A 26,771-nucleotide genomic window follows, 5' to 3' on the forward strand; every position below is an offset into this window, starting at 1 on the left:
GTTTTGTGTATTTTAATCTAATAAATTATAAATTTAAAGCAACATATTTATTTAACCATTTTTGGGTTCGTATTCCTTTAACATCTTGACAAAAGCAGTGCCTTAAGTGTATAGTGTGTATTAAACAGATACACACTAATTCAAGGAAGGTGATAAAGTGATATGAAGATTTTAATTTCAAATATATCTAATATACCCCTATACCAACAAATAAAAGACCAACTAAAAGACATTATTTTTAAAGGTGAGATGTCTGAGGGTGATCCGCTTCCATCTATCAGAAATTTTGCCAATGATTTGAAAGTAAGCGTTCTTACTATTCGTCGTGTCTACAATGAATTAGAGCAAGAGGGCTTTATTACAAGTCAAGTTGGCATTGGCACTTTTATTTCTGCTGGTAATTTAGAGCTGCTTCGTGACTCTAAACGGCGTATTGTTGAACAAAAAATGCAGGACCTAATTCAAACAGCAAAGACGTTAAAAATTTCTAAAGAGGAATTAAATGCAATGATGAATATTTTATATGAGGAGGATGAACAATGAGCAATGTATTAGAAGTATCAGGATTAAATAAATCTTATGAGAAATTTGCCCTTTCTGATCTTAATTTTTCTTTACAGGAAGATTGTATTACAGGTTTTATAGGTATCAACGGCGCAGGTAAAACAACCACTATACGGACCATTCTTGGCCTTGCACTGAGAAATACTGGTACTATCAAAATCTTTGGAAAGGATATAGACAAGCATGAGCATGAGTTAAAAAACCGTATTGGAGTTGTGCTGGATGAAGGCTGTTTTTATGACGAATTGACAATGAAAGAAATGAAAAGCATTATTGCACCAGCATATTCCAGTTGGAATGAACGGGATTACAAAACCTATATGGAACGTTTTTCACTAAGTCCTCGCCAAAAGATTGCAACACTTTCAAAAGGTATGCGTATGAAGTTCGCATTGACTATGGCACTTTCCCATCAGGCAGACTTACTTATTATGGACGAACCTACAAGTGGACTTGATCCCTTAATCCGAAGCCAATTCATGAATATCTTGACAGATTATATGAAACAAGGTGGCAAAAGCGTTTTCTTTTCAACGCACATCACTTCAGATCTTGATAAAGTTGCAGATATGATAGTTCTTATCAACAATGGCAAAATTTTGTTCGAGGAAGAAAAGGATACATTGATTGATTCCCATCGATTAGTAAAAGGTGATAAAAAGGATTTGAATGTTGAAACAAGAAAACTATTCTTAAATATTCAAGAATCAGGATTTGGATTTATTGGTATCACCAATAAATTATCTCAAGTTCAAAAAAGCATGAAAGACATTTTGGTTGAAAGACCTAGCATAGAAGACATTATGCTGGGCTATGTCGAAGGAGGGGGAAAATAATGCTGTTACATCTTGTTAAAAAAGACTTCTTACTTGTAAAAAAATATTTGCCACTTTTTGTGATTTTACCATTTGTTATGCCCGTTATAATAATGATACAAGTATCCCAACTTTTGGGGCTTAGTGCTTTTGTGATATCTGTAATTTATGATGTGTTTATGTTGTACCAATATGTTGTGATGGCAGAAATGAAATACCCTAAAGCAGAAGCTCTGCTATGTGCTACGCCATACTCTCGCAGTACTCTTGTAAAAGCAAGATATGCTTTTCTCCTATTGATCTTTGCTTATTGCTGCGTGGCATACAACGTATTAGCACTGATCTTTGTCAAAATTGAATATCTTACTCCAGCCAGCTACCTTATTGCTCTGCTGATTTCAGTAATCCTATTTGGCGTATATGCACCGGTGCAATATAAATTGGGCTTTGAAAAAACAAAGTATTTTTTCATCATAGTAATCATGGGAACTCCATTTGTAATACCTTTTTTAATGAAAGCCAATATCAAAATCGATTTCACGGGATTGTCTGCACTGCCTATGTTTGTCCAGTACCTGATACCCATTGTGGCTATAATTGCTATTCTCTTTATTTCTATGAACGTATCTATAAAAATTTATTCAAAGAAAGAATTGCTGTAACTGCTGTATAACTTATTCATTTTGAGAAAGGAGCGATACCTATGCAAGCTTTACCAACCCCAGTAGTAATATTATGTGTGCTGTTTCCCTTTGTGTATTTGACTTATAAGCACTTTAAAGGAAATGACAAAAAAAAAACATAACCGGAAAAATCAATACTTTAGCTTAAATATGGGCTTTGTAGCTCTTAGATTATCGATAAAAATAGCAATGCTGCACCTAGGGGAACCCAGTGCAATATTGTTTTCTTTATTTCAACAAGGTATGTTATTTGTAAAATATGGAGAATGTGTTATAATTTATCGTGGAAAGTGTATAGATTCTAAAAACACGATGCATACAACATAGTATTATTGATCGTACATTAGTCTATAAGACTATTAAGGGGGAAATGCTATGGAAATAGTGGAAATAATAATTATTGTTATATTTGTTACAATTTTGGTTATAGCTCTAATCTTACAATATTTAATTACTACAAATAAAATAAAGCCAAGCAAATTATCAAGGCAATTTTGGAATGATGATGAAAATTTCATTAAATCTTGGAAAAAAACACAACAGAAAGGCATGCTAAGGTATTACCTTGAAAACATTATTATAAAGACTTTTATAATGGGCATAATTAGTATAATTTTTTTATGGAACACATTTAGCGTAAGTGGATATGAACAAAGACAAATATTGGTTGTTGCTATGCTAATAAGTGATGGTATCTATTGTTTGATAACTCCTCTAATTGAGTGGGGCAAATATCAGAATAGATATGATAAACTAAAAGAAAAAGAAAATGTGGAAAGTAATAATATAGATAATGATAATAAGGTAAATTAAATCATATTTCTAAGTAGTAAAATATGAAGAAGTGGCCCAAAGTGCGGCTCAACCAGTCTATCTGCCAATAAGAAGGGTTTTCGATCTGCAAGTCCTTCTGAACTAGGTGCTATAGCTCCTACAGTCCTTGGTGACTTAGCATATCTATTAAAAATTTTATAAACTTCATAGTGAAATTTCTCCTTTTACTTATAATCATGAACAATTTAGCGTTGTTAAGTTCTTAAAAATCGATTTATAGTTTTAGTATAAATGCTAAATATTAAATTTCACTTTGGAAAAAACTTAAGAATTCTTAAGCTTTTTATAAATAATAAGATTAGTATTTATTCCTTAGTAAGCGTAAAAAATTCTCCGTATGTTTTTTTAGGAAATTGTTTGATAAACTAAATCCAGCAGTAAGCAGTAAGTGCTTTTCTACTGGATTTTATTTTAATCTTTTTTACCATGAAGATTCTTATTTTGAAGTTTTACAATTTCAGGTAATTCCTTGGATCAAGGCATATATTTTAACAGCGTATCTTTGTCCTTATTTTCTAAATTACAAAATACATCCATTAAATACACTAAATACTTTTCTACCACTAACCCATTTGCTTTAGCCGTTTCTACTACACTATATATTGTTGCACTAGTGGAACCATAAAACCTAATAAAAATTAAGACAACCTCTTAATGCAAGGTTCTCTTAATTTTTTAATTAATTTGATTGTTCCATTTTTTAAAATTAAAATAGCTAATTAGAATGATACCAACGACTATAACAAGAAATACATATATGGAATATTTCATACTAATTCCTAAAAAGGTATATAAAAGAATAATAGGTGTATCAGCTAAAAATATTATTAAAACATATTTATTGAAACTAATTCCAGTTAAAGTGGAAAAGAAACAAATAACATCTGAGGGAACTAGTTTACAAGTATCATTGTACAGGGGAATTATTAAATATCTATACAAATAAATCTTAAGATTTATTAAGAAAACCATAAAAATTATGTTATGTTTTAGAATAGTGTTAAAATTAAGCGCATAATTAAATAAGGAAATATTTTGCTCAATTGACGGGTATATACCGTCCATTCGCTATATCATATATTGAAAATGCTTCTCAATCCCTTGTGCAGATGGAAGAAACACTGGCATTTCAACTCATTTCCACAAAAAACACTTCAACACAACTGAATATAGTCCGGGCAGTTCGGAATACGGATGGTCCGCTGGCGTTAGTGTGCTAGAGCAAGTTATTTTACCCGAACATCTTGAGGAAAAAAGATTGCCAGGCGGTTTATATGCATCGCTAAACAGCACAAACGAAGTATATGATTCTTGGCAAATATTAATGCGATTGTTGAAAGAAAGTAATGAATATGCTGTTGATGAAAGTCGCCCATGTCTGGAGGAGCTCATTCGTAGTGGTGAAGATAAAAGACAGGGAAAGGACTTTTATTTGAACCTGAGCTTTTAAGAGAAAAAGAAATACGTGGTTTTACTTAAATAGAGATTTCAACTTCAACTAAAATTTCAGTTAAATAATTGTCGTAGCCTTTTACTGTTACTTCATCTAAAAGAAATTCTTCATAAGAATATTTTCCTATAGCTATATTAGAGTTTTTTAAAAATTGTAGTATTTTATTATAGGTTTTGTCGATAGTGTTATAGTCTCCCTCGTGATACGCTACACAATAGAGTCCTTTTGGTTTAGTAAAAGTAAAAGGAATATCATTATTAGAATATAGCTTTGTATAAAAAAAGGAATAATTTTCAGCTACTCCTTTTAATATATTCTCCTTACTAATCATCGCTCCAATAGAATGTCCAGCATTAAGATTATTTAAAGTGCAATAATTCATATGCTCTGATACAATTTTAAAATAATCTTTATGGCTTACATTTTCAATTGAATTACTAAGAACTAGATATTCCTCATCAAAATATTCTAAACTAATCTTAGAATAATCTATTATACACGCGTTTTCTGTTATAGAAATTTTTGTTTCCATAAGTTTACGTATTCTTTTTAGATTTTCTATTTCAATATCTATATGCAATACTTTCTTTTTAAATAACTCAATTAATGTACTGGGACTCCTATTATCAAGATAAGCTTTAATCTCTTTCAAAGACATATTTGTTTCTTTTAAAATAGTAATGACATTAAAAACATCAAATTGTTGATAGGAATAATATCTATATCCGTTATCATCTCTTATTTCAGGGGAAAAAATGCCAATATCATCGTAATGGAAAAGAGTTTGTTTCTTTACATTACATAACTTCGCAAAATCTCCAGTATTAAAATATTTATTAAATTCTTCATTCATAGCTAATTTCTCCTCTTGACTATACGGTAACTGTATACTTTATACTTATATTATAATGTTATTGCAATAATATTTCAAGAATACTTAAAAAAGGAGTAAATAGAAGGAATGAAATTAATATTAAAATATATAAAAAAATATAAACTGCTTCTAGTACTGAATGTAATATCAATTTTTGGATTTGCATTAGTGGAGCTCGGCATTCCAACAATAATGTCTAGAGTGATTGACAAGGGAATAGCTAATAAGGATATAGAATATACAAAATATATGGGCATCATAATAGTAGTAATTTCTATAATTGGAGTCATGGGTACAATACTATTAGGATACTGTTCTTCAAAAATCTCTACTAGTATGATTAGAGATATAAGAAACGATATTTTTAAAAAATCTCAAGAATTTTCACATAGTGAATATAATAAGTTTGGAATATCGTCAATGATTACCAGAACAACCAATGATGTTTTTCAATTAGGACAGTTTACAACCACGCTCTTAAGAATAGCATTACTTACACCAGTTATGTTTATTGTAAGTTTAGTGATGATTATAAGAACGAGCGTGCAGTTGTCTGCGGTATTAGCAATAACGGTACCATTCATAGTGCTTGGGGTAATTATTATAGCTAAGATATCTTATCCAATATCAGAAAAACAACAGAAAAAATTAGATAAATTAAATAGGATTTCAAGAGAAAATTTAACTGGAACGAGAGTAATAAGGGCCTTTGGCAATGATGAGCATGAAAAACAAAGATTTGAAGAAATTAATAATGACTATACAAATATATCTAAGAAGTTATATAAGCTTATGGCAATCTCTCAACCAACTTTCTTTTTGTTATTGAATTTAGCTATGTTAGCTATCTTTTGGATTTCTAGCAAAATGATAAATTTAGGAACACTACAGGTTGGACAACTGGTAGCGTTTATAGAATATTTATTCCATGCAATGTTCTCTATTATGCTTTTTTCAATGGTGTTTATCATGTATCCAAAAGCACAAATTTCAGCTGATAGAATTCAGGAGATATTAGATGAAGAGCCTATTATTAAAAATCCTAAAGATGGTGTTAAAGATACAGCTATTAAGGGTATTGTAGAGTTTGATAATGTTACCTTTACTTATCCAGATGGAGAAGTCCCGGTTTTAAGAGATATATCCTTTACAGCAGTAAAAGGAGAAAAAGTAGCATTTATAGGAAGTACAGGCTGTGGGAAAAGTACATTAATTAATTTAATTCCAAGATTTTACGATGTTACAGAAGGTAGCATAAAGATAGATGGAGTAGATGTAAGAGATTATGATTTAAAGGCACTACGTGGAAAAATGGGATTTATACCTCAGAAGACTTTGTTGTTTACTGGTAGTATAGGCACTAATATTAAATTTGGTAAAAATAATGCAGATAAAAGGGAGCTTGAACATTCTGCTAAGGTAGCTCAGGCTTATGACTTTATTAATAGTAAACCTAAAAAATTTAAAGAAATAATAAGTGAAGGTGGATCTAATATGTCAGGAGGGCAGAAGCAAAGATTATCTATTGCAAGAGCATTAGTTAGAAAACCTGAAATTTATATTTTTGATGATAGCTTTTCCGCTCTAGATTTTAAAACAGATGCAATTCTTAGAGAAAAGTTAAAGGACGAAACTAGAGAGTCCGTATTTTTAATAGTTGCACAGAGGATAGGGTCTATAATTGATGCTAATAAAATTATAGTATTGAATGAAGGAGAGATAGTAGGAATAGGAACCCATAAAGAATTACTAAAAACCTGTGAAATCTATTATGAAATTGCATCATCTCAACTTACAAAGGAGGAACTGGAACAATGAAAAAGTTAAAGGATACTATAAGAAGAATATCTCCTTTTGTAAAAGTATATAGAACCATATTTATTGCTGCAATTTTATTTATAGTTGTAGCTGCTACCTTTACGGCTATTGCTCCAAAAATAGAAGGATTAATTACAACTAGTCTTGCCAAAGATGTTATGAATATAGCAAAAGGTGCAAAAGGAGCTTCAGTTAACTTTAATTATATTTTAAGAGTATTAGGAGTATTGGCTTTTATCTATGTATTTGGAACATTATCCACATATTTAGCAAATTTATTATTAACTAATGCTATTCAAAATACTATGAAAGATTTAAGAAACGCTGTTCAAAGTAAAATTAGAAAATTACCTATAAGTTATTTTGATAAAAATAGCTATGGGGATGTGATGAGCCGTATAACAAATGATATAGATGCTATTTCAAATGCACTTCAACAGAGTTTTAGCCAAGTTATAAATTCAATATTGTCACTAACTCTAGCTATTGCGATGATGTTTACAATTAATACAAGACTTGCATTTTTAGCCATACTTATAATACCTATAAGCTATTTAGTGTTAAAATATATAGTTAGTAAATCACAAAATCTATTTTATAAGCAGCAAAGTGCTTTGGGGAAATTGAATGGTAAAGTGCAAGAAATATATACTGGCTTTAATGAAATAAAACTATATGGAAAGCAAGAAGATGCTATAAAAGATTTTGAAAATATTAATGAAGAACTTTTTAATACCGGATTTAAGGCGCAATTTATATCAAGTATAATGTCTCCATTAGTTTCATTAGTAAGCTATTTAGGAGTTGCAGTTATTGGAATTCTTGGCGCAATATATGCTATAAATGGAATAATGACAGTGGGTAATCTTCAAGCGTCTATTCGTTATATTTGGCAAATAAATCAACCGATTTCTCAAGTAACACAATTATCTGCTGCAATACAATCAGCCTTTGCAGCAATTGAACGTGTATTTGAAATATTAGATGAAAAGGAGGAAATTCCAGATAAAGTTGATTTTATAAAATTAGAAGATCCGATTGGAAATGTTACTTTCGAGCATGTCAAATTTGGATATAATGATGATGAGATTTTAATTGAGGACTTAAGTGCAGAGATAAAAAGTGGTCAGATGATTGCTATAGTAGGTCCAACAGGAGCAGGTAAAACAACATTAATAAATTTATTAATGAGATTTTACGATATTCAAGGGGGAGCTATAAAGATAGATGGAGTGGATACTAGAGATATGAAACGTAAAGATTTACGTTCTATATTCGGTATGGTTCTTCAGGATACTTGGCTATATAATGGAACAATTTATGAAAATATTGAGTATGGTAGATTTGGAGCTAGCAAGGAAGAAATTATTGAAGCAGCTAAAATAGCTAACGTACATCACTTTATTAAAACTCTTCCAGATGGGTACAACATGTTTCTGAATGAAGAGGCTTCTAACATATCTCAAGGAGAGAAACAACTTTTGACTATAGCAAGAGCTATAATATCAAATCCTGCAATATTAATATTAGATGAAGCAACTAGTTCAGTTGACACTAGATTAGAAATATTACTTCAAAAAGCTATGAGGAATATAATGAAAGGAAGAACTAGCTTTGTTATTGCACATAGACTTTCAACTATTCGTAATGCGGATTTAATATTAGTTATAGATCAAGGAGATATTATAGAACAGGGAACCCATAATGAGTTAATGAAAAAGGGTGGTTTCTATGAAAAACTTTATAATAGTCAATTTGGGAATCAGGTAGCAAATTGAATTAGAAATGCTAGGTTTATTAAAAAAAATTTCTACTTATGTCGGAACATTTATATTAGGCGTCACAAACAATAAAAGTTTGTGACGTTTTTACTACGCAGCAAAGAACAATGCATCTATTATCCTAGTTGATAGAACTTTGACCCATAGTCAAATGACATACTTACAAAGTAAAAAATTTAGATATGAATGTTTAGAAAATCTTTAGAATTAACACAACATTATCTTTAAAGGTTAAGAGTATTATAAAGACATGAAACCGAAAGGGATGATGAAAATGCATTAATTCAGGTAAAGAGCCAGGTATTACAATACTAGAAAAAGAGCCTAGAGCTAGAACTAATTTTATACGTTAATATCAAAAGAGCAACACCACAATTATTTATATAATATAGCAAAATCACTATAGCGGCTTAAAATCTAAGTTGCTATAGTGATTATATTTACTGTCAACAAAATATTCGATTATAGTTTTTTGCAGCTATCTCTAAGTATCAATTCTGTAGGTATTACAATTATTTTACTAATTTTTCTTTCGTATTTAATTCTTTCAACCAAAAGATCAACTGCTGTTTCTCCCATAAAATTAATATAGATTTTTATAGTTGTCAAAGCTGGAACTATAAATTGAGCAGTAGGGATATCATTACAGCCTACTATACTGATATCCTCAGGAATGCTAAGCCCCTTCTCCATTATAGCTTTGTATGCACCTATTGCCATTGAATCATTTGCTATGAAAAAGGCACTAGGATATTTCCCCGTATCCAAAATATCCTTCATGAGCTCATATCCACTAATTGGTGTAAATCTCCCTACCCTTATAAATTCTTCATTAAGAAAGCCAAATTCACTCATATACTTACGATACCAAGACTCTCTATAATCAGGCAAATGGATGTTTTCTCCAATGAGGTAATCTTCTCCGCCAATGTACCCTATCTCTTTATGACCAAGAGAAATTAAATAATCAAGCACCTTTTTAACTACTTTACCCATATTTATTACTACACTATCAAAGGCTTCATCCTGTGGATTACTGTCCACAAAAACTATGTTGCCATTCATATCTTTAAAGTTCTTAATTTCCTCAGTGGTAAAACTCCCTACAGCCAGTATTCCATCCACTTTATTTAATCGCTCATCAAACAGCCTGTCCTTCGAAATTACTATATATTCTATATTCTCTTCTCTTAAGCTTTTTTCAATAGAAAGTCTTATAGAAAAATAATACGGATCATCCAATTCTTCTTGTTCTGAATACCCTTTTACGATACATACTTGACAGATTTGTTTTTTGCTTCTTCTTTCCCTAGTAGTAACATACTCTAGTTCCTGAGCAATTGCAAAAATCTTTTTTCTTGTAGCTTCTGATGCATTCAGTGATTCATCATAATTTAAAACCCTGGATACCGTAGCCGTGGATACCTCGGCCATCTCAGCTATTTCTTTTATTGTAGCCATTTTAAGTCAGCCCCCCTATAAGTAATCTTTATAAAGTAGATATATCATCCCTGCTGACCAGCTGAAGTTTGTGCAGTGAAGTCCCTCACCATTTTCCGGATTATAATTTTCTCTGAAGACCTTGCCATCTTCCATGATTCCTTCAGCATTATTTACTAATTTCTTAGCGAGCCTTACAGCATCATCTTTATATCCATAATTGTTTAAACCTTCTATTGCGAAATATGCCTGATCAAGCCAAACTGGTCCTCTCCAGTATTTTACTACATTATACCTTGTATTGTCCATTGAAGCTGTAGGAAATGGAACCTTTGTGTTAAACTTTTTTTCATCAGTTATGATATTTTTAATTTTCTGTGCCTGTTCATCTGATGCAGCGCCTGCCCAAAGAGGAATCAGACCTTCTACTCCCTTTCCTCTTTCAATAAGAGGTTTTTTGCTTTGAATATCTATATCATAAAAGAAACCAGTTTCCTTATCAAACATATTTTTTTGTATGAAGTTTTTAACATATGTTGATTCTTTTTCATACTTTTGCTTATCTTCATCTATATTTAAAACCTCTGCCATTCTGGTAAGATAGTTCTTTTCAGCATAAAGGTATGAATTTAAATCAACTGACTCCTGATTAATGGAGTATCCTATAACTTTTCCATTCTTATCTTTATTTTGAAGAACCTCTACTCCATAATCAGTATCAAATCTAACAGCATTATCCATTCCACTTTCCCAAGCTGCTGCCTGAATAATTTGCTCTTCATCACTGTTTAGATTATCAACTGTAGCGCCATATTCAGCTATACCATTTTTATCATTATCTCTGGAGATGTACCACCACTCATGATATTTTACAAGTTTTGGATACATTTCCTTCAGAAATTCCTTATCTTTTGTTGACTCATAAACCTTCCAAACTGACCATGCTGCAAGAGGAGGTTTTGAGTTCCTTTCATTCCAGTTTCCACCCTTTTCTCCTGGGTAGTTATTGCCATTCTTATTGTAGAATATAGCATCAATTATCATTCCATCTTCTCTTTGATAATCAAACATTGCCCTTATATTATCCTTTGCAAGTTCAGGTGCGAAGCAAGTTACTGCTGCAGCTTGCTTCCATGAATCCCAAGCCCATATACCATTAAACCAGCTGTAGGACATTGAAGGAGTTATACCATCTCGTTTTATTTCTCCGCCTGGACTTCTCCAGTTGGTTATCAGGGTTTCTACTACTTTTACTGCAACTTTATCATATTTATGATTCTTTCCCTTAAGAGCGGCTGAAAGGTAACCATCCCATCGAATCTGATTTTCTTTAATATAGCTTGATGGGTCTTTTAGGATTTTTTCTATTTTACTATTTTCTTTATTTTTTTCATCCTTTGTAAAAGTATATGTATTAGTAGTATTCATAACATATTCCATTTTGGGTTTTATAGACATATTCTCAGCAACCTCAATTGTATAACCGCTTCCCTTAACACAGGTTTTTACTTCAAAGGGATACCTAATCTCATATTCCATTTCCTGTGAAGTAAAGGCACTCCATGTCCAGTTTATATCTGGAAACTTAACCTTTACGCCCTTATTAAGGGCTTCTATCCGCATATCTATTGATTCATTACTATTTTTTTGTTGATACTTTAATAACTCTCCATCCCAAACTAGCTTCAAATCAAGCTTCTTTTCAGTTTTATTTTTAATTTTAGTAGTAACAAGTGCTGTTCTATTTGTAACAAATCTCAGTTCAAGACTTAGTTTAAAGTCCTCCATATCATATTCCTGCACAAGAAGTCCAGGATAATATGATAAATCAGGATTTTTACAATTTGATAGCTTTATTTCATTTCCATCCTTAGAATTATATATTTTAATACGATTAAAACATTTACTAATCCATATTCCGTACTCCTCTGCAATATATAATGGTCCAGTAAAACCTCCATAATACTCCCTATCCTTTATACCTGGAAGATGGTAGGCGTGCCATGCACCCATATCAGAAAATGGATTTATCTCGTAATTATCATTAGGCTTTGCTTTACTAGGAAGACCTGTTACATCAATAAGATTCTTAAATTGATATCTTTTACCTTCTGACTTTATAGAGGCTTTGGTACAGGATGTGATATTAGATGTTATAAATAAGCATGAAGTTAACGCTACAATTACTTTTTTTGATAGTTTCATATTAAAACCTCCATATAAAGCATTGATTCATTCTTTCAAATAATACTCAATTAAATCATCCCACTTTACTTACTCTTTTAGTGAACCTATCATAGCACCCTTTACAAAGTGCTTTTGAATGAATGGGTAAATACACAATATTGGTATTGTTGAAACAATTATAGTACTATACTTAATTAATGCTTTATAGGCATCTGCTTGAATAAATTGTGCTGAAGACTTAGGCAAATTCATCATTTCTCTCATATCATTTGAAATAAGAATTTGTCTTAAAATTAGTTGTAGTGGGTATTTGGATTTATCTGATAAGAAAATCATTGCATTAAACCAGGAATTCCAGTATCCAACAGCATAAAACAAAGCTATAACTGCAATAGCTGCCTTGGAAAGAGGTATGATTATTTTGAATAATATTGTAAAATCATTTGCTCCATCTATTTTAGCAGACTCAATAAGACTTTCTGGTACACTTCGGAAGGCTGTCCTAAGTACAATAAGGTTCCATACAGATATAGCTGATGGAAATATGAGAGCCCATCTTGAATCCATTAATCCAAGTCTTTGAACCTGTAAAAAGAATGGGATTAGTCCACCACTAAAGAACATTGTTATTGTAACCATCAACATCAGCGGCTTACCAAATAACAAATTTCTTCTTGAAAGCACATATGCTGCCAAGCAGGTCATGAATACACTGAATACAGTTCCAACTACAAGATAAAAACCTGTATTTAAAAATCCAGTCATAATACTTGGGTTTTTAAATACAAGGGCATATCCTTGGAGAGTAAATCCAAGCGGTTTAAATAAAGGCCCTTTATGCTGCATTAATTTATACGGATCACTTAAGGAAGCAAACAGAACATATAAAAGAGGATAGGAACATAGAAACATAAGTAAACTCATCATTATTACATTAAACGCATCAAAGATCTTTTCACCAATACTTCTTTTAACAACCATTTTATCACCCCTACCATAAACTTTGATCAGATATTTTTTTACTAATTTTATTGGCAGCTACAAGTAATCCAAATCCTATTACAGATTCAAAAAGGCCAACAGCTGTACTGAGACTGTAATCTGCCCCTATAAGTCCTTTTCTATAAACGTAACTTGCTATAACGTCAGAGGTTTCATATGTCATGGGATTGTATAAAAGAATAATTTTCTCAGAACCTACACTTAAAAGTCCTCCTATGTTTAGTATGAGCATAATCACAATTGTAGGTGCTATGCTTGGTAATGTTACATACAACATCTGTTTCCATCTTCCCGCTCCATCTATGGTGGCCGCTTCATATAAAGATTGGTCTATTCCCGAAAGTGCAGCAAGATATATTATGCTATCCCAACCTATACTTTGCCATACTCCTGAACCTATATAAATACTTCTAAACCATTCAGGTTTTGTAAGCCAGTTAGAAGCTTCAACACCAAAACTAGATAATATGGAATTTATCAGTCCATCAGTGGAGGTAAAATCTACAATCAAACCACATATTATAACGAGTGAAATAAAATGTGGTAGATAGGTAACTGTCTGTACAAAGCGTTTAAACTTTTCTCTTCTTATTTCATTTAACAATAGAGATAAAATTATAGCGGATGGAAATCCCCATAGCAATGAATAAAAACTAATAAGTGCTGTATTTTTAAAAGTTCTACCAAAATACATACCGCTAAAGAATTCTTTGAAATGTTTTAACCCCACCCAGGGACTATCCAATATTCCAAGCCTTGGACTAAAATCTTTAAATGCTATAACCACTCCATACATAGGCATGTAATAAAAAAGTATAAAATATACTACCATTGGTATTGCCATTAAATAAATATATTTATTTATCCTAAAGTCTCTACGTATAGTATTCCACATTTTAGTATTTTTTTTACGAGTTAATTTTCTTCCAATCTTTAATTCACCCATAAATACAACTCCTTTTTTAATAAATACTGAAGATGACATAAGTCATCTTCAGTTTTTATATGAATTATTTAATTTTTCTAGTATTATATCTATCAAGGGCATCTTGCTGAATCTTAATTACTTCTTCAACTCTCATTTTCTTAAGCTGACCTACGTATTTATCAAAGTTACTTAATGGTTCTTTACCGATTATAAACTTTAATACCATCTCATCTCTATAAGTGTCGATATCGCCCATAATACTTGAATAAGTATCATTTTCTTCTGGAGTCATATTTGTTGGAGGGATTACGTAATCAGCTTCTGCCTTTGTCCACTTGTCCATACAATCTGAATCTATTTTTGTAAACGCTGGTATTGCTTTGTAATCTCTAAGGTAAGGTCCTATGTCCAACTTGTATTTATTACATACTGTCCAGAAATCAAGTCCACTAGGATCTTTTGTAAGAAGCTCTGTGAACTTTGGCTTCCCATCTACCATAGTGTAGCTCTTACCTTCGGTTCCATAATTAAATAGCATAAAACCTTCTTGGCTATATGCATAGTCAAACCACTTAACTACTGCTTCAGGATTTTTACATGATGATGTTATAACAGCTTCATAACCACCATTTCTAGGGTTAGTTACTCTGTAATGAACATTTTCACCTGCTTTTAATGATGGTTGTACAAGTGGAGCAAATTCAGCCTTTGGCTCTGTAGTTTTAATTGCAGCTGCATATTGATCAACCAACGCATATTCTGTTATATACGCTCCTACTTTTCCTGAGGTAATTAAAGCTTCTCTACTCTTTTTATCACGTGTAGCAAAATCCTTATCTATTAAGCCTTCCTTATACCATTTATTCAAAGTTGCAAGGTATTCTTTAAACTCAGGCTCCATTGGGCCGTATTTTACAACATCATCTTTTTTATAGAATGATGGTCCAATACCATAAGCACTAACAAGTGTACCATATGGATCTATTCCTGATTTTCTAAATACTAATGGGGCTTCTGCTTTCTTTTTCACTTTAAACTGAGTTAGCATATTGTACCATTCATCAATAGTTGTCGGCTCTTTTAGTCCAAGCTCATCAAGCCAGTCCTTACGAATAACTGGTCCCCACCATGCAGGTTCATTCTTATCCACTCCTACTACAGGAAACGCAGTTATATTCCCCTGGTCAGTGATTGTCTGTCTTGCTAATTCAGGATCTTCTTGTCTTAACTTTTTAAAGTTAGGTGCATTTTTGTCAATTAATTCATTAAGTCTTATAAATGCACCATCTGCTACTGCTTTGTCAAATCCACCTTTATAATTAGTAGAATATGTTTGTATAACATCTGGCAGATCCTTTTGAGTCATTAGAAGGTTAAACTGTTCCAGTTCCTGCCCTTCAGTTGGGTGTATAAACTCAACATGGACATTGGTTCTTGCCTCAAGTTCCTTATACATTTCACTTTCAGTTAGGCTCTTTATATACTGATTTGAAGCGAATGGAACCCAGTACTTAATTGTTATTTTTTCATTTGAACTTGGCTTTGAAGCTGCAGTTGACTTTGAATCTGAACTTGCTGTAGTTTTTGCCTTGTCTCCACATCCAGCTAGCATTGACATTGCTAGCATAGCTACAAGAGTGAGTGATAACGCTCTTTTACTTTTCATAAATGTACCCCCCTTTATTTTTTATATTTAATGCACCATTAATTTTTATGGTACAGTTAAATCTTTTAAATTTGTCTTGGTGCTCAGTATTACTTTTTTATTCTTCAATCAGTTCTTTTGCTAATGAAAAATCAGAAATTTCCTTGTTATTGTATACTGATAATCTCATAGAAAGTTTAAAGGCTTCAAATTTGCATCTGTATTTATCAAGCTGATTTTGACCACAAGAATTAGAACCTAAAGCATTTTGTTTGTAATCTATATTTAAAACTATATAATCTCTTTTTATTAGGTCTACTGTATGCTTTGCCTTTTCCAAATCAATAACTTCATAATACATTGCACTAAAATCAAGCTTGTCCTTTGCAACTGCCATAATTCCCATGCCTCTATCGTTAATTAACCTAACCCATTTACAATCTGTCCTATTGCCATTTTCCTGTGGTTTTACATAGTTTGTGAATAAATCATTCACTGTTTTTTCATATACTCCAAATAGATTACACTCTTTTGAGTCAGAATAGGATTCTCCTGGTCCTCTTCCATACCATTTGGCATTACAACACTCTTTGTCCACTTGCATTTTTACCCCTATTCTAGGAATCATGCTTGGAGCATTTTCAAGCTTACCATCAGGAATACCATTTATATCAATCAATATATCTCCACTAGGATAAATTCTGTACTCGTAAGTTGAAGAATAGTACCAGGAAGCATTTGGAGTTCCATTCATTGCACTGATCTTAACAAGTACATATTTGTCTTTAATTTCATAACAGAAATCCTCTGTAATTTCCTGCATTAAGTGCATAAAATACTTTTTATAGTAATCATCTAAAAGATACATATCGTTATCAATTGGAGCCCTCCAAAAATTAAGCTGTGGGCCACTTTTAAGTATTTCATATCCATCCTTTATAATGTAAAGCATTCGCCCCTTAACCTTATCAAAGGCTGTTTCAAAATCTTGTCCCTTTATAACTAATCTGAAATCCTCTTCTATTACCTGAAGTCTTCCCTCAGGTTTTATAGCTATAAACTCTTCATTTGAAGGTAATTTAAATTGAGCTGTGGCTAATTTATGTCCACTTTCTGCCCAGCTTGTATCTTTATTAAGTACATAAGAAATATTTAAATAATAATCTCCATACATTTTTTTCGAGAAAATATTGCAGTAATCAAGCTTTATCTCTTTCACAGTTCTTGCAGCAATATGCCTTATGTCACATTTGCCGCTATAAATCACTTTGTCTTCTTTAACTATTGAATAAATTAAATCAATATTATGAAGGGATATAAAATCATATCTATTTCTAATTTTAATTAATCCATCTTTCAAATCTATTTCACTTGTTTCAACTGGCTCTATTACTTTTTTATACTCTAAAAGTCCTGGTGAAGGTGTTCTGTCAGGCATTATTAGTCCATCAATGCAGAAGTTCCCATTGTTAGGCTCATCATTAAAATCTCCACCATATTTATAAAACTTCTTTCCTGTTTCATCTGTGCATTGTATTCCATGATCAAACCATTCCCATATAAAACCGCCTTGAAGTTTGTCATGCGCATAGAATAGGTCTTGGTATTCTTTAAGATTTCCCGGTCCGTTTCCCATAGCATGACAGTATTCACATATTATGTTTGGTTTTTTAGCTTCATTTATAATTTTTTGCATAGAAAGCCTGTTTGGATTCGATGGTTCTATCCATGTATACATTGTGGAATAAACATCCGCGATGTCCGTATCATGATCTCCTTCATAATGAATTAGTCTTGTTGGATCAATTTCCTTTGCTCTTTTTGCCATAGCTTTAAAATTATGTCCAAAGGATGATTCATTACCTAAAGACCAAATTATAATGCATGGATGATTTTTGTCTCTCTGTATCATTCTTTCAATCCTACTTACATATGATAGCTCCCAGTTAGGGTCATCTGTAATCCATTTATAGTCATTAGTAAGCTCAAAACCATGACACTCCAAATCTGTTTCATCCATAACATACATCCCATATTCATCACATAAATCATATAAATATGATGAATTAGGATAATGAGATGTTCTAATAGCATTTATATTATGCTGCTTCATAAGCTTAATATCAGCTTCAATTTCTTCCCTACTAACAACTCTTCCGTTAACAGGGTTAAAATCATGCCTGTTAACTCCTTTTATTTTAATAGCAACTCCATTTACTAAAAATGTCTCTCCCTTTACCTCTATCTTCCTAAAGCCAATTCTTTGTGGAATAACCTGTTTTACATTTCCCTTTTCTTTTAACGATATAAGTAAAGTGTATAGGTTCGGCTCCTCAGCAGACCATTTTAAAGGAGTTTCTACCACCCTTTCAAACCTGTTTTGAAGTTGTGAAATAGGCTGCTGCTCTAAAAATACTCTCTGATTTTTAGAGTCTAAAAGCTCATAAATAAGCGTACATCCATCATTTACTCTAGTGTTTTCATTTCTTAGTACAGTTTCAACCATTAATTTCCCATTATTATAATCATCATTGAAATCTGTAACTACATATATATCCTCAACTCCATTTTTGGGCTGTGAATATAGTTCTACGTCCCTAAATATTCCACTAAGCCACCACATATCCTGATCTTCTAGATATGTTCCATCTGACCATTGATAAACCCTCACTGTGCAGTGGTTTTCACCTTGCGTTATAAAATCTGTAATATCAAATTCAGATAATAGCCTTGCTCCCTTGCTGTATCCAACCTCTTTACCATTGACCCAAAGGTGAAAAGCAGAATCTACTCCATTAAATCTTAATACCACTCTATCATTCATGCATTTTTCATCTATAAAGAAATTTCTTTTGTATATTCCAGTAGGATTCTCTGACGGAACATAAGGAGGTTTTATTGGGAAGCTATACCATAAATCTGAATAGTGCATCTTTCCATAGCCTTGCATTTGCCAATTAGAAGGCACAACAATATCATCCCAGTTTGAGCAATCATAGCTATTTTCATAAAATCCTTTAGGAGAATATTCAGGTGCATCTAAACACATAAACTTCCAAACACCATTTAAGTTTTTATAAGCTTGACCATATTTTTTCTGATTTAAAATTGCCTTATCTCTATCAGCATAAGAATTGAAATACACTCTACTGTTTAATCTATTAATATTGTCTATATGTATATTTTCCCACACTTTTATCTTTCTCATATTTTTCCTCACCCCACCCTATATTTGCTTAAATCATCATCTGCGATGCTGAAATATTAACTAAATGTTTACTAAGTATAAAACTTATTAAATATAATTAATCGTGGTTAATTATAAGTTCATTATTTTTAACAATACCTCTCAAATGAGCTATAGCAACAAAAATTTACTTGATTTTTAGTTGCTTCACCAATATGTTATTTGAATTATTATACTATTTATTTATCAGAATATTCCACTTATTAATATTTTACTTAACATTTACACATTTTGCAAGATGTTTTAAGTAAATAATTACACGTTTTTCAATATATTTTCAGTAAATGTTTAGTTGATATACTCAGATGAGTTATGCGTTTTAAAAAGATAATATAATTACTTAATTTTTCCCATGGCACTCATGAAGAACATAAAGCAAAAATGGATCTTAAATGGATGTGGATATGGTAGATGCATCCTACATAAGAAAATCTACGGATGTTTTATCAGCAAGAAAAATATTAGAATTAAGTGGCGGGTACGGTGAAACGTATCATAAGTAAGCTTGTATAAGACTCTTATTGGAAGTCCACAAATGTATGTGATATAATTAGAATCCTAGTGAACATTTTGTAACTTATATGTCTCGGTTGTATATCTGTGTATCTTTTATTAAAATAATGTACAAGATGAAGTAATTATGGGGGAAAAAGGATTGTTTGATATAAAGTTTTTGAAATTCGTATTAGTTGGAATAATAAATACTATATTCGGCACCGGAATAATGTTTTTGCTGTATAACTTAGCTAACTTCGGCTATTGGGGTTCTTCTGCCGTATCCTATATATTAGCAAGTATACTAAGTTTTTTTCTTAATAAAAATTTCACTTTTAGAAATAAAGAATCTACTGTAAAAACAGCATTAAGATTTACAGTGAATATTGCTGTTTGTTATTTGCTAGCATATAGTATTTCAAAACCAATTGTAACAAGGATACTTTTGAATACTTCTTTATCAAAGAGTATAGTTGAACAGGTTTCTATGCTTTTGGGGATGGTTCTGTTTACTACGCTGAACTATGTAGGGCAGAGGTGTTTTGCATTCAAGGGAAAAAAAAATCAGGCTACCTACTGAGTGGGCAGCCTTTTTTTGTGTGATTTTTATAAAACTTAAACTTCTCTTTTGATTATTCTCTATGCAAGCTTGCAATCTCTTTGGGCCATATTCCCATTGCTTCTGCTTCACTTAGGTGATCTTCACTGCTCATAATTTCGTCTGCAACAATATATCTTGGCCTGTATTTAACTTCTTCATATATTCTAGCAATATAGGTTCCTATAACTCCAAGACTTATCATTAAGCAGCTTCCAATAATGAGGAGCAGCAGAATAACTGTTGTGAAGCCACTCAAAGCAATACCCATAAGCTTCATGTACAAAGTCTGAATTCCAAGCACCAGCGCACCAGCAAGAAAAAACACTCCCATAAAAGTAACTATATAAAGTGGAAATGATGAAAAGGAAGTAATGGCCTTAACTGCAAGCGTGCACAGATTAAAAAGAGACCACTTTGAGACTCCATTTGTCCTGATTCCTACATTAAAGGGGATACTTATCCGATTATACCCAATCCAGGCTGACATTCCCCTGAAGAATGTACCTCTTTCATTCATGCTGCGCCATGCCAATACAACTTTTTTATCCAATAGCTTGAAATCTGAAGCCTGCTGCATATTAAACCCGGAAAGCTTGCTCTGTATCCGATAAAATAAATTAGCACCGACTTTTTTAATCATGCTCTCATTTCCACGTAAGGCCTTAACGCCCTCCACAACCTCATATCCCTCATCCTTCCACAACCGGATCATCTCAGGTATTAATGCGGGTGGGTGCTGCAGGTCAGCGTCCATGATTATACAGCAATCTCCCTCTGCAGCTTCCAGTCCTGCACAAAGTGCAGCCTCCTTGCCAAAATTCCTGCTAAGCCTCAATGCTTTAATACATGGAATATCTTCAGAAAGCATTTTAAGTCTGGACCATGTGCCGTCAGTTGAGCCATCATCAACCAACAAAATCATAAACTCCATACCTGTTTCTGCTAAACACTGCCTGATAACACTGATGTTTTCGCAAATCTGACTTTCTTCGTTGTACACTGGAATAACAACTGTAATCAATGACCTTTCCATTGTTATTTGACCCCCTTTCTGAAATGTTTAATAGTGTAACCCACGATGCCTGGTTTTTTTATGAAAAGAAAGATTAGTATTAGAACTGATACCAGGGAAATCATAAGGCCTAAGAAAAGTTTTTCTGGGAAAAACCACAATTCAATCTTATGCGAGCCTTTTAACAGTTCAAAGCTCAATAAACAATCATCCACAGCCTGTGTTTCAACCTGCTGATTATCCACTTTGACGTGCCACCCCTTATCAAAAGGTATGGACATTACCATCAGTCCGTCACTTGCTACTTTCACCGAACCTCGGATGCTGGTATCCGTAAAGTTTTCAATGGTCATTGATTTTTTGCGGATAAGGGATATCGCCTCTTCAAATGCGGGCATATTCAAACTGTAGGCGTATACTTTAAAGCTGCCTGTTTCGCTACTTGACTTATCAAAATTAATTTGCAGCTCTGCAGAAGATCCAGCCTGGCAAAATCCAAGATTAATTATAGAGGAATGCTTTGGATTAAATTCAACCTCTTTGCCATTGACTTTAACAAATCCACTGCCTTTCATATTAGAGGGCGCCTCATAGTATAGGTAGACTTGCTCCGCTTTATCCATTGCAAAATCAATACTTGCTTTAGAGGCATTATCCTTATTAATACGCTTAAAGCTGTAATACGGTGAACCCTGGCCGCTAAGGTCAAGGTTTTTTTGAGTTCCTTGCTTCTGGTCAATAGGGATTAGAATATCCGGTGCGCCACAAATAGCTTTTATAAGGAGATTCTGAGTTTCAAGTGGATTAGACCCGGAGCTGCTGTCAAACTTATTCAGCTCATTTGTGGATTGAAAGCCCAGTGGCAAAACATAAGGGTTTGTAAAAATCCTTAATTTATCGATGGCTGCAGTCTGTTTGTACAATTTTTCCTCAATAGCTATGTTTCGATAAATCAGATATTTGATGCCGAGAAGAGAATCCAGTATTGCTGTGGAACCCTCGTATGTGTAACTGTTAATACCGTTGCTGGAAAAACCGAGATTCTCAAGCATCTTTACAGGCTTTGCGGAGATGGTGGAAGAAAAAATCGATAGGCCAGGATAATTATACAGAGCAGGATCATTGGCGGTTTGGGATGGCAGTATTTCCAAACGATAAAAGCCTTTATCCTTCTCGGAAATAGCAGAAAGCTGATCACGAATTTGGGAAACATCCTTGCCGCTTGCATAGCTGTTTCGACTTGAGTAGCCTTCAGTGGAGTCAATTTTAACAATTGTCACAATGGTACTCGTGGTTATCTCGGCAGTCAATACAAGAAATACAATTAGAGTTTTGCAGGATGGCCGGATATTGCACGAGCGGTCAATGGTAAGGGCCACTGCATATAAAATAATAAAAGCTGCGCTTATATATATTGTGTGAAATCCAATTGATAAATTATCAAATTTCTGTGAGATAAGAATAACACCCAGGATAGATAAGCAAATAGTGCCAATCTCTTTGCCGGTAAATTCGTTCAGCTTTTTAAAAGCTTCATAGCTCATGGATAATACGAGAAAGATGTAAACAAAAGAAAATCGATATGGAAGCTGGTTAGGGTAATGAAAGCCATGCCAAATAAAATTCAATATATTAATATTGAAGCTTAGGGTTAAAATCAGAAGAAGAGCAAGATTCCATAACTTTTCCTTTAGTGGAATGCTTTTACTTAAAAAATAAATTGGAAGGAGTATTAAAACAACAATTCCACAATACAGATTGGGTGCACCTTCGCGGATAGTAGGAGATGCAGCTGTAAAATGTCTGGTTATAAAATCAAATAAATCGTAATAGTTCGTCAGTGTCGTTGGGAATATATCACCCGCAGCTGAGGTAGATTTCAATTGAAAAAAGGTTGGCAGCAGAAGTATTGCTGATAACCCGGCGGACAGCAATGAAAATCCTGCAAATTGACCTGTCCTTTTTATTAGCAAGGATGGTTTTTTAAAATCATGATATTTAAAGAGACAAACCGGGTAATAAAGCAAGGTAAAAAAACAAATAAAAAAAGCCATATAAAAATTCGACAAAAGAGCAATGGTAAGTGTAATGCAGAAAAAGAAACCTTTACCCTCACGTATCAAGTTTACAAGGCCAATCATAATCAAGGGCAGAAGATAAATCGCATCCATCCACATAATATTCCAGGAAAAAGCAAGCACAAAACCAGAGAGTGCATAAAGTGTGGAGAAACCTACAGTAACCAGACTACTCTTTTCACCATGCTGAGCCTTCAGGTAAAAGGCAAAACAGGACCCTGAAAGACTTACCTTTATAAGCGTAAGCACAAGTATTGCTTCAGTCAAATAGTCTGCTGGAAATAAAATAGTTATAAGGTTTATTGGGCTGGCCAGATAATAGGCAAATAACGGCAAGAAATTTACCCCAAGGCCGCCTGACCAGGAGTACAGCAGGCTAGAAGATGATCTAAGCTTGTCCTGCAATTCTGAGATAAAGGGAGTATATTGATGATATAAGTCTGATATTAATAAACTCCAATTACCAAAGGGGAAAATTCGAACAGCTATATAGGCGATTTCCAGGATAAAGGCAGGCAGAAAAAATGCGAGCAAGATTACATAATGCCTTTTAATATATATACCAAACTTTCTTATAATATGAATGTTGTCTTTCAAGAATCATCCCACCTTTATTAAGCTATATAAATTATAAATAGTATATGTGAACATTTAGAATTAGATCTCAAGCATCCAGCACTTTGTGAAAGATCAAATCGTCAACGTTTTCACCAGTACACTGATCCTTATGATGCCTTAGGACAGTTCCTTCATGTACAAAGCTCCCTCTGCCATTTATTTCTTGAAGGAAAAAACTAATAATTATTTACACAAAAGTCTAATTATAGACTTTTGGATACCATTACCATGCGATTTTATTATATCACAAGTAAAAAAGTAAACAAAATATAAGTGTATTAAAAGGACTCCTAGATGCATATTTTTTGAAACTGAAATAAAGGTATCTTAATGATTGTCGTAAAATTGAAACTCACCTTTCTTTATTTTAGCAGGGCGTGTTAATTAAAAAATATTGAAAACATGGTTTAATTTTATTAAAGATTTGTATATTCTAAATCACGATAAATAAACATTGTATTAAAGACGTACCAAAAGAGTACTAATATTTTACACAATTTGAGTATTTAAATTTGGAAAGGATACTTAATGTGGATATAATCGAAATAATTTATAAGAGAAGAGGTATAAGGAACTATATTTATTTTACAAATTTGTGCGAAAAGCCCACTCCTTCAGGTGTGGACAAATGCGATAAGAAAGAATTAAATAAGCTTTGCGCTCCATATTTTCATATTAAAAATGAAATGCTTAAAGAATTTAGGATAACTGAATATTCACTCCATCAAGATGTAAAATTAGTTCAACATGCATTCAAAGAAAATATAGATAGTTTCACGGCTCAGAAGATTGCATCAAGAGTATGGGAAGCTTTAGAAACTAATATATTTGGTAAAGGCGCGGAGGTTCATTTTAAAGGCAGAAATAACCCGCTAAATTCATTAGAAGGTAAGTCTAATAAGACTGGAATAAGATATGATATTGAAACAAATACTTTTAAATGGATAGGTTTAAAGCTTGAAACAATGCTTAATATAAATAACCAATATGAGATAGATGCGTTGAGGAATAAAATAAGTTTCTGTAGAGTTAAAAGAATATTTGTACTCGGGCGATATAAATATATGCTTCAAATAGTTTTAGACGGGGTAGCTCCTGTTAAGTTTAACAAGGAGACAGGAGAAATTAAAAATGATATAGGAAGTGGAACTTGCGGAATTGACATAGGTACGCAAACAGTTGCTTTTATTTCTGATTATGATGTTAAGCTATACGAATTGGCTCCACATGTACAAAATATTGAAAATGAAAAACGTAGAATTCTAAGATTTATGGATAGAAGTAAACGAACCACTAGTCCTAATAATTTTGATGGAAATGGAATGATTAAAAAAGGTGTTAAATTGGAATGGGAATATTCAAAGAAATATGCCAAAGCTAAGAATAAACTTAAGGACCTATATAGGAAACAAAAGGATATAAGAATGCAAGATCACAATATAATGATCAATGAAATAGTGAGAAATTGTAGTGTAGTCTATGTTGAAGAAATGAATTTTAAATGTCTTCAAAAACGTGCTAAAAATACAACTATCAATGATAAAACTGGGAAAATCAACAAGAAAAAAAGATTCGGTAAATTATTAGCAAATAAAGCACCTAGTAAGTTTTTGGAAATATTAGAGAATAAGTTAAGAGCTAAAGGTGGAAAATACACTGAAATTAATACAAAAAAAGTGAAAGCTTCGCAGTACAACCACCTAAATCAACAATATAATAAAAAGAAGTTATCTCAAAGGTGGAATTATTTTGAGTATAATGGACAACAACTTAAAGTCCAGAGGGATATATATTCGGCATACTTAATTATTATGTAGTATACATCTTGATAATTGTAGTAAGGGTTTTAATAAGTTTTTAGAACTTCATAATAAAGAAATTGAAAGATTGCAAGGATTAGATAATTTGAGTAGTATAGGGATTTAGATTTAAAAAAACGTCTTGAAACGGGCGTTATACTACCGCAAAGGTGGTTAATGAATTGCTTGGTAGTGAAATTCTTAGGGAAAATAATTAGTGTTAATATCATTTGTGATATCAAAGAAAGATATTTAGTACCTAAGAACCCCATGCCTTTAGGCTTGCGAGTTTCAGATTAGAAATTACAACTTCACAATAATTTTTTAAGATATTATCTCCGAAACAGTCATCATCAAAATAAGTGCCGTCATACAATTTAACTTTACTATTTACTATAGTTACCTTTTGAGAGATATTTTTTTTATCTTTTACTACGTGTTCATTTGGACTTATTTTAGTAGACTGTATAGAATTTGTATTATTTAAATTTGTTTGTTTTTTTTCATCAACGCTATTTTGCTCATTAGTAGCTTGTATTGGATTATCAATATCTTTTGAACCATCTTCTAAAGTTTGGGTTTCATTAGTAGATTGTATAGATTATTTGTAAAAGCTTTTTTTTACTTTTAATCCTTCCGAATCAGCAAACTCATATATCAAATGAGCGAACAGTTATTTAATACAGAGAAGGATACTGTAAAAAGCAAACATTTATTAGTTCAGTCACATACATCTCATTCGGATACAAAATTAAAGGATTTTAAAATTAGGAAAGCAATATATATATAATTATGTTAAATATTTGAATATATATATTAATACGATGTATAATTGAATAAGTAAACAATTGTAATATATCTATGGAATTGCAACAAAGGCTAATTATAATTAAGTTT

18 protein-coding genes are annotated in these 26,771 nt (G+C 32.3%); 9 read left to right on the forward strand and 9 right to left on the reverse strand.

All coding sequences use genetic code 11. The features are described from left to right. Window positions 1–162 precede the first annotated feature (162 nt). The 5 genes from G9F72_RS04510 (at window position 163) to G9F72_RS04530 (ending at window position 4,346) form a co-directional block, all read left to right on the forward strand. Complete coding sequence (locus G9F72_RS04510; RefSeq protein ID WP_164959346.1) at window positions 163–543, forward strand: GntR family transcriptional regulator; 381 nt, start codon at window positions 163–165, stop codon at window positions 541–543. After that, complete coding sequence (locus tag G9F72_RS04515; protein ID WP_164959347.1) at window positions 540–1,400, forward strand: ABC transporter ATP-binding protein; 861 nt, start codon at window positions 540–542, stop codon at window positions 1,398–1,400. Before G9F72_RS04510 ends, G9F72_RS04515 begins: the two co-directional genes overlap by 4 nt. Beyond that, a complete protein-coding gene (locus G9F72_RS04520; RefSeq protein WP_164959348.1) occupies window positions 1,400–2,041 on the forward strand; it encodes an ABC-2 transporter permease in 642 nt (213 codons plus the stop codon). The genes G9F72_RS04515 and G9F72_RS04520 overlap by 1 nt, the downstream gene beginning before the upstream one ends. Window positions 2,042–2,437: 396 nt before the next feature. Next, entirely contained in the window at window positions 2,438–2,875 is a 438-nt protein-coding gene (locus tag G9F72_RS04525) for a hypothetical protein (protein WP_164959349.1), read from the forward strand. A gap of 1,234 nt (window positions 2,876–4,109) precedes the next feature. Then, on the forward strand, window positions 4,110–4,346 hold the full coding sequence (locus G9F72_RS04530; RefSeq protein ID WP_224675956.1) for a GyrI-like domain-containing protein: 237 nt from the start codon (window positions 4,110–4,112) through the stop codon (window positions 4,344–4,346). Window positions 4,347–4,371: 25 nt separating this feature from the next. Here the strand turns inward: G9F72_RS04530 and G9F72_RS04535 are convergent, their stop codons facing one another. After that, window positions 4,372–5,202 carry a MerR family transcriptional regulator gene (locus G9F72_RS04535; protein ID WP_164959351.1) on the reverse strand — a complete coding sequence of 277 codons (831 nt, stop codon included), beginning with the start codon at window positions 5,200–5,202 and terminating at the stop codon, window positions 4,372–4,374. A 108-nt stretch (window positions 5,203–5,310) separates the two neighbouring features. On the opposite strand from G9F72_RS04535, the gene G9F72_RS04540 reads away from it, so the two are divergent. Both G9F72_RS04540 and G9F72_RS04545 read left to right on the forward strand, forming a co-directional pair. Further along, window positions 5,311–7,041, forward strand: coding sequence for an ABC transporter ATP-binding protein (locus G9F72_RS04540; protein WP_164959352.1), 1,731 nt, complete (start codon window positions 5,311–5,313; stop codon window positions 7,039–7,041). Beyond that, on the forward strand, window positions 7,038–8,819 hold the full coding sequence (locus G9F72_RS04545; RefSeq protein ID WP_164959353.1) for an ABC transporter ATP-binding protein: 1,782 nt from the start codon (window positions 7,038–7,040) through the stop codon (window positions 8,817–8,819). The genes G9F72_RS04540 and G9F72_RS04545 overlap by 4 nt, the downstream gene beginning before the upstream one ends. Window positions 8,820–9,284: 465 nt before the next feature. Here the strand turns inward: G9F72_RS04545 and G9F72_RS04550 are convergent, their stop codons facing one another. The 6 genes from G9F72_RS04550 to ebgA all read right to left on the reverse strand — a co-directional run bounded on the left by G9F72_RS04550 (window position 9,285) and on the right by ebgA (window position 19,232). Further along, a complete protein-coding gene (locus tag G9F72_RS04550) occupies window positions 9,285–10,283 on the reverse strand; it encodes a LacI family DNA-binding transcriptional regulator (protein WP_164959354.1) in 999 nt (332 codons plus the stop codon). Window positions 10,284–10,298: 15 nt separating this feature from the next. Beyond that, window positions 10,299–12,467 carry an MGH1-like glycoside hydrolase domain-containing protein gene (locus tag G9F72_RS04555; protein WP_164959355.1) on the reverse strand — a complete coding sequence of 723 codons (2,169 nt, stop codon included), beginning with the start codon at window positions 12,465–12,467 and terminating at the stop codon, window positions 10,299–10,301. A 69-nt stretch (window positions 12,468–12,536) separates the two neighbouring features. After that, on the reverse strand, window positions 12,537–13,430 hold the full coding sequence (locus G9F72_RS04560) for a carbohydrate ABC transporter permease (RefSeq protein ID WP_164959356.1): 894 nt from the start codon (window positions 13,428–13,430) through the stop codon (window positions 12,537–12,539). 10 nt (window positions 13,431–13,440) lie between these two features. Continuing rightward, window positions 13,441–14,397 carry an ABC transporter permease gene (locus tag G9F72_RS04565; protein ID WP_164959357.1) on the reverse strand — a complete coding sequence of 319 codons (957 nt, stop codon included), beginning with the start codon at window positions 14,395–14,397 and terminating at the stop codon, window positions 13,441–13,443. Between the two features lie 64 nt (window positions 14,398–14,461). Then, window positions 14,462–16,045 carry an extracellular solute-binding protein gene (locus tag G9F72_RS04570; RefSeq protein WP_164959358.1) on the reverse strand — a complete coding sequence of 528 codons (1,584 nt, stop codon included), beginning with the start codon at window positions 16,043–16,045 and terminating at the stop codon, window positions 14,462–14,464. Between the two features lie 97 nt (window positions 16,046–16,142). Continuing rightward, on the reverse strand, window positions 16,143–19,232 hold the full coding sequence (gene ebgA / locus G9F72_RS04575) for a beta-galactosidase subunit alpha (RefSeq protein WP_187356106.1): 3,090 nt from the start codon (window positions 19,230–19,232) through the stop codon (window positions 16,143–16,145). A 694-nt stretch (window positions 19,233–19,926) separates the two neighbouring features. Between ebgA and G9F72_RS04580 the strand changes: the two genes are divergently transcribed. Beyond that, window positions 19,927–20,346, forward strand: a complete 420-nt coding sequence (locus G9F72_RS04580) for a GtrA family protein (protein ID WP_224675957.1) — start codon at window positions 19,927–19,929, stop codon at window positions 20,344–20,346. A 52-nt stretch (window positions 20,347–20,398) separates the two neighbouring features. On the opposite strand, the gene G9F72_RS04585 is transcribed toward G9F72_RS04580, so the two are convergent. Continuing rightward, on the reverse strand, window positions 20,399–21,400 hold the full coding sequence (locus tag G9F72_RS04585; protein WP_187356107.1) for a glycosyltransferase family 2 protein: 1,002 nt from the start codon (window positions 21,398–21,400) through the stop codon (window positions 20,399–20,401). A gap of 2 nt (window positions 21,401–21,402) precedes the next feature. After that, window positions 21,403–24,054 carry a YfhO family protein gene (locus G9F72_RS04590; RefSeq protein WP_164959360.1) on the reverse strand — a complete coding sequence of 884 codons (2,652 nt, stop codon included), beginning with the start codon at window positions 24,052–24,054 and terminating at the stop codon, window positions 21,403–21,405. A 551-nt stretch (window positions 24,055–24,605) separates the two neighbouring features. On the opposite strand from G9F72_RS04590, the gene G9F72_RS04595 reads away from it, so the two are divergent. Further along, window positions 24,606–25,892, forward strand: a complete 1,287-nt coding sequence (locus G9F72_RS04595) for a transposase (protein ID WP_224675958.1) — start codon at window positions 24,606–24,608, stop codon at window positions 25,890–25,892. Window positions 25,893–26,771 lie beyond the last annotated feature (879 nt).

Source organism: Clostridium estertheticum, assembly GCF_011065935.2.
GTDB lineage: Bacteria > Bacillota > Clostridia > Clostridiales > Clostridiaceae > Clostridium_AD > Clostridium_AD estertheticum_A.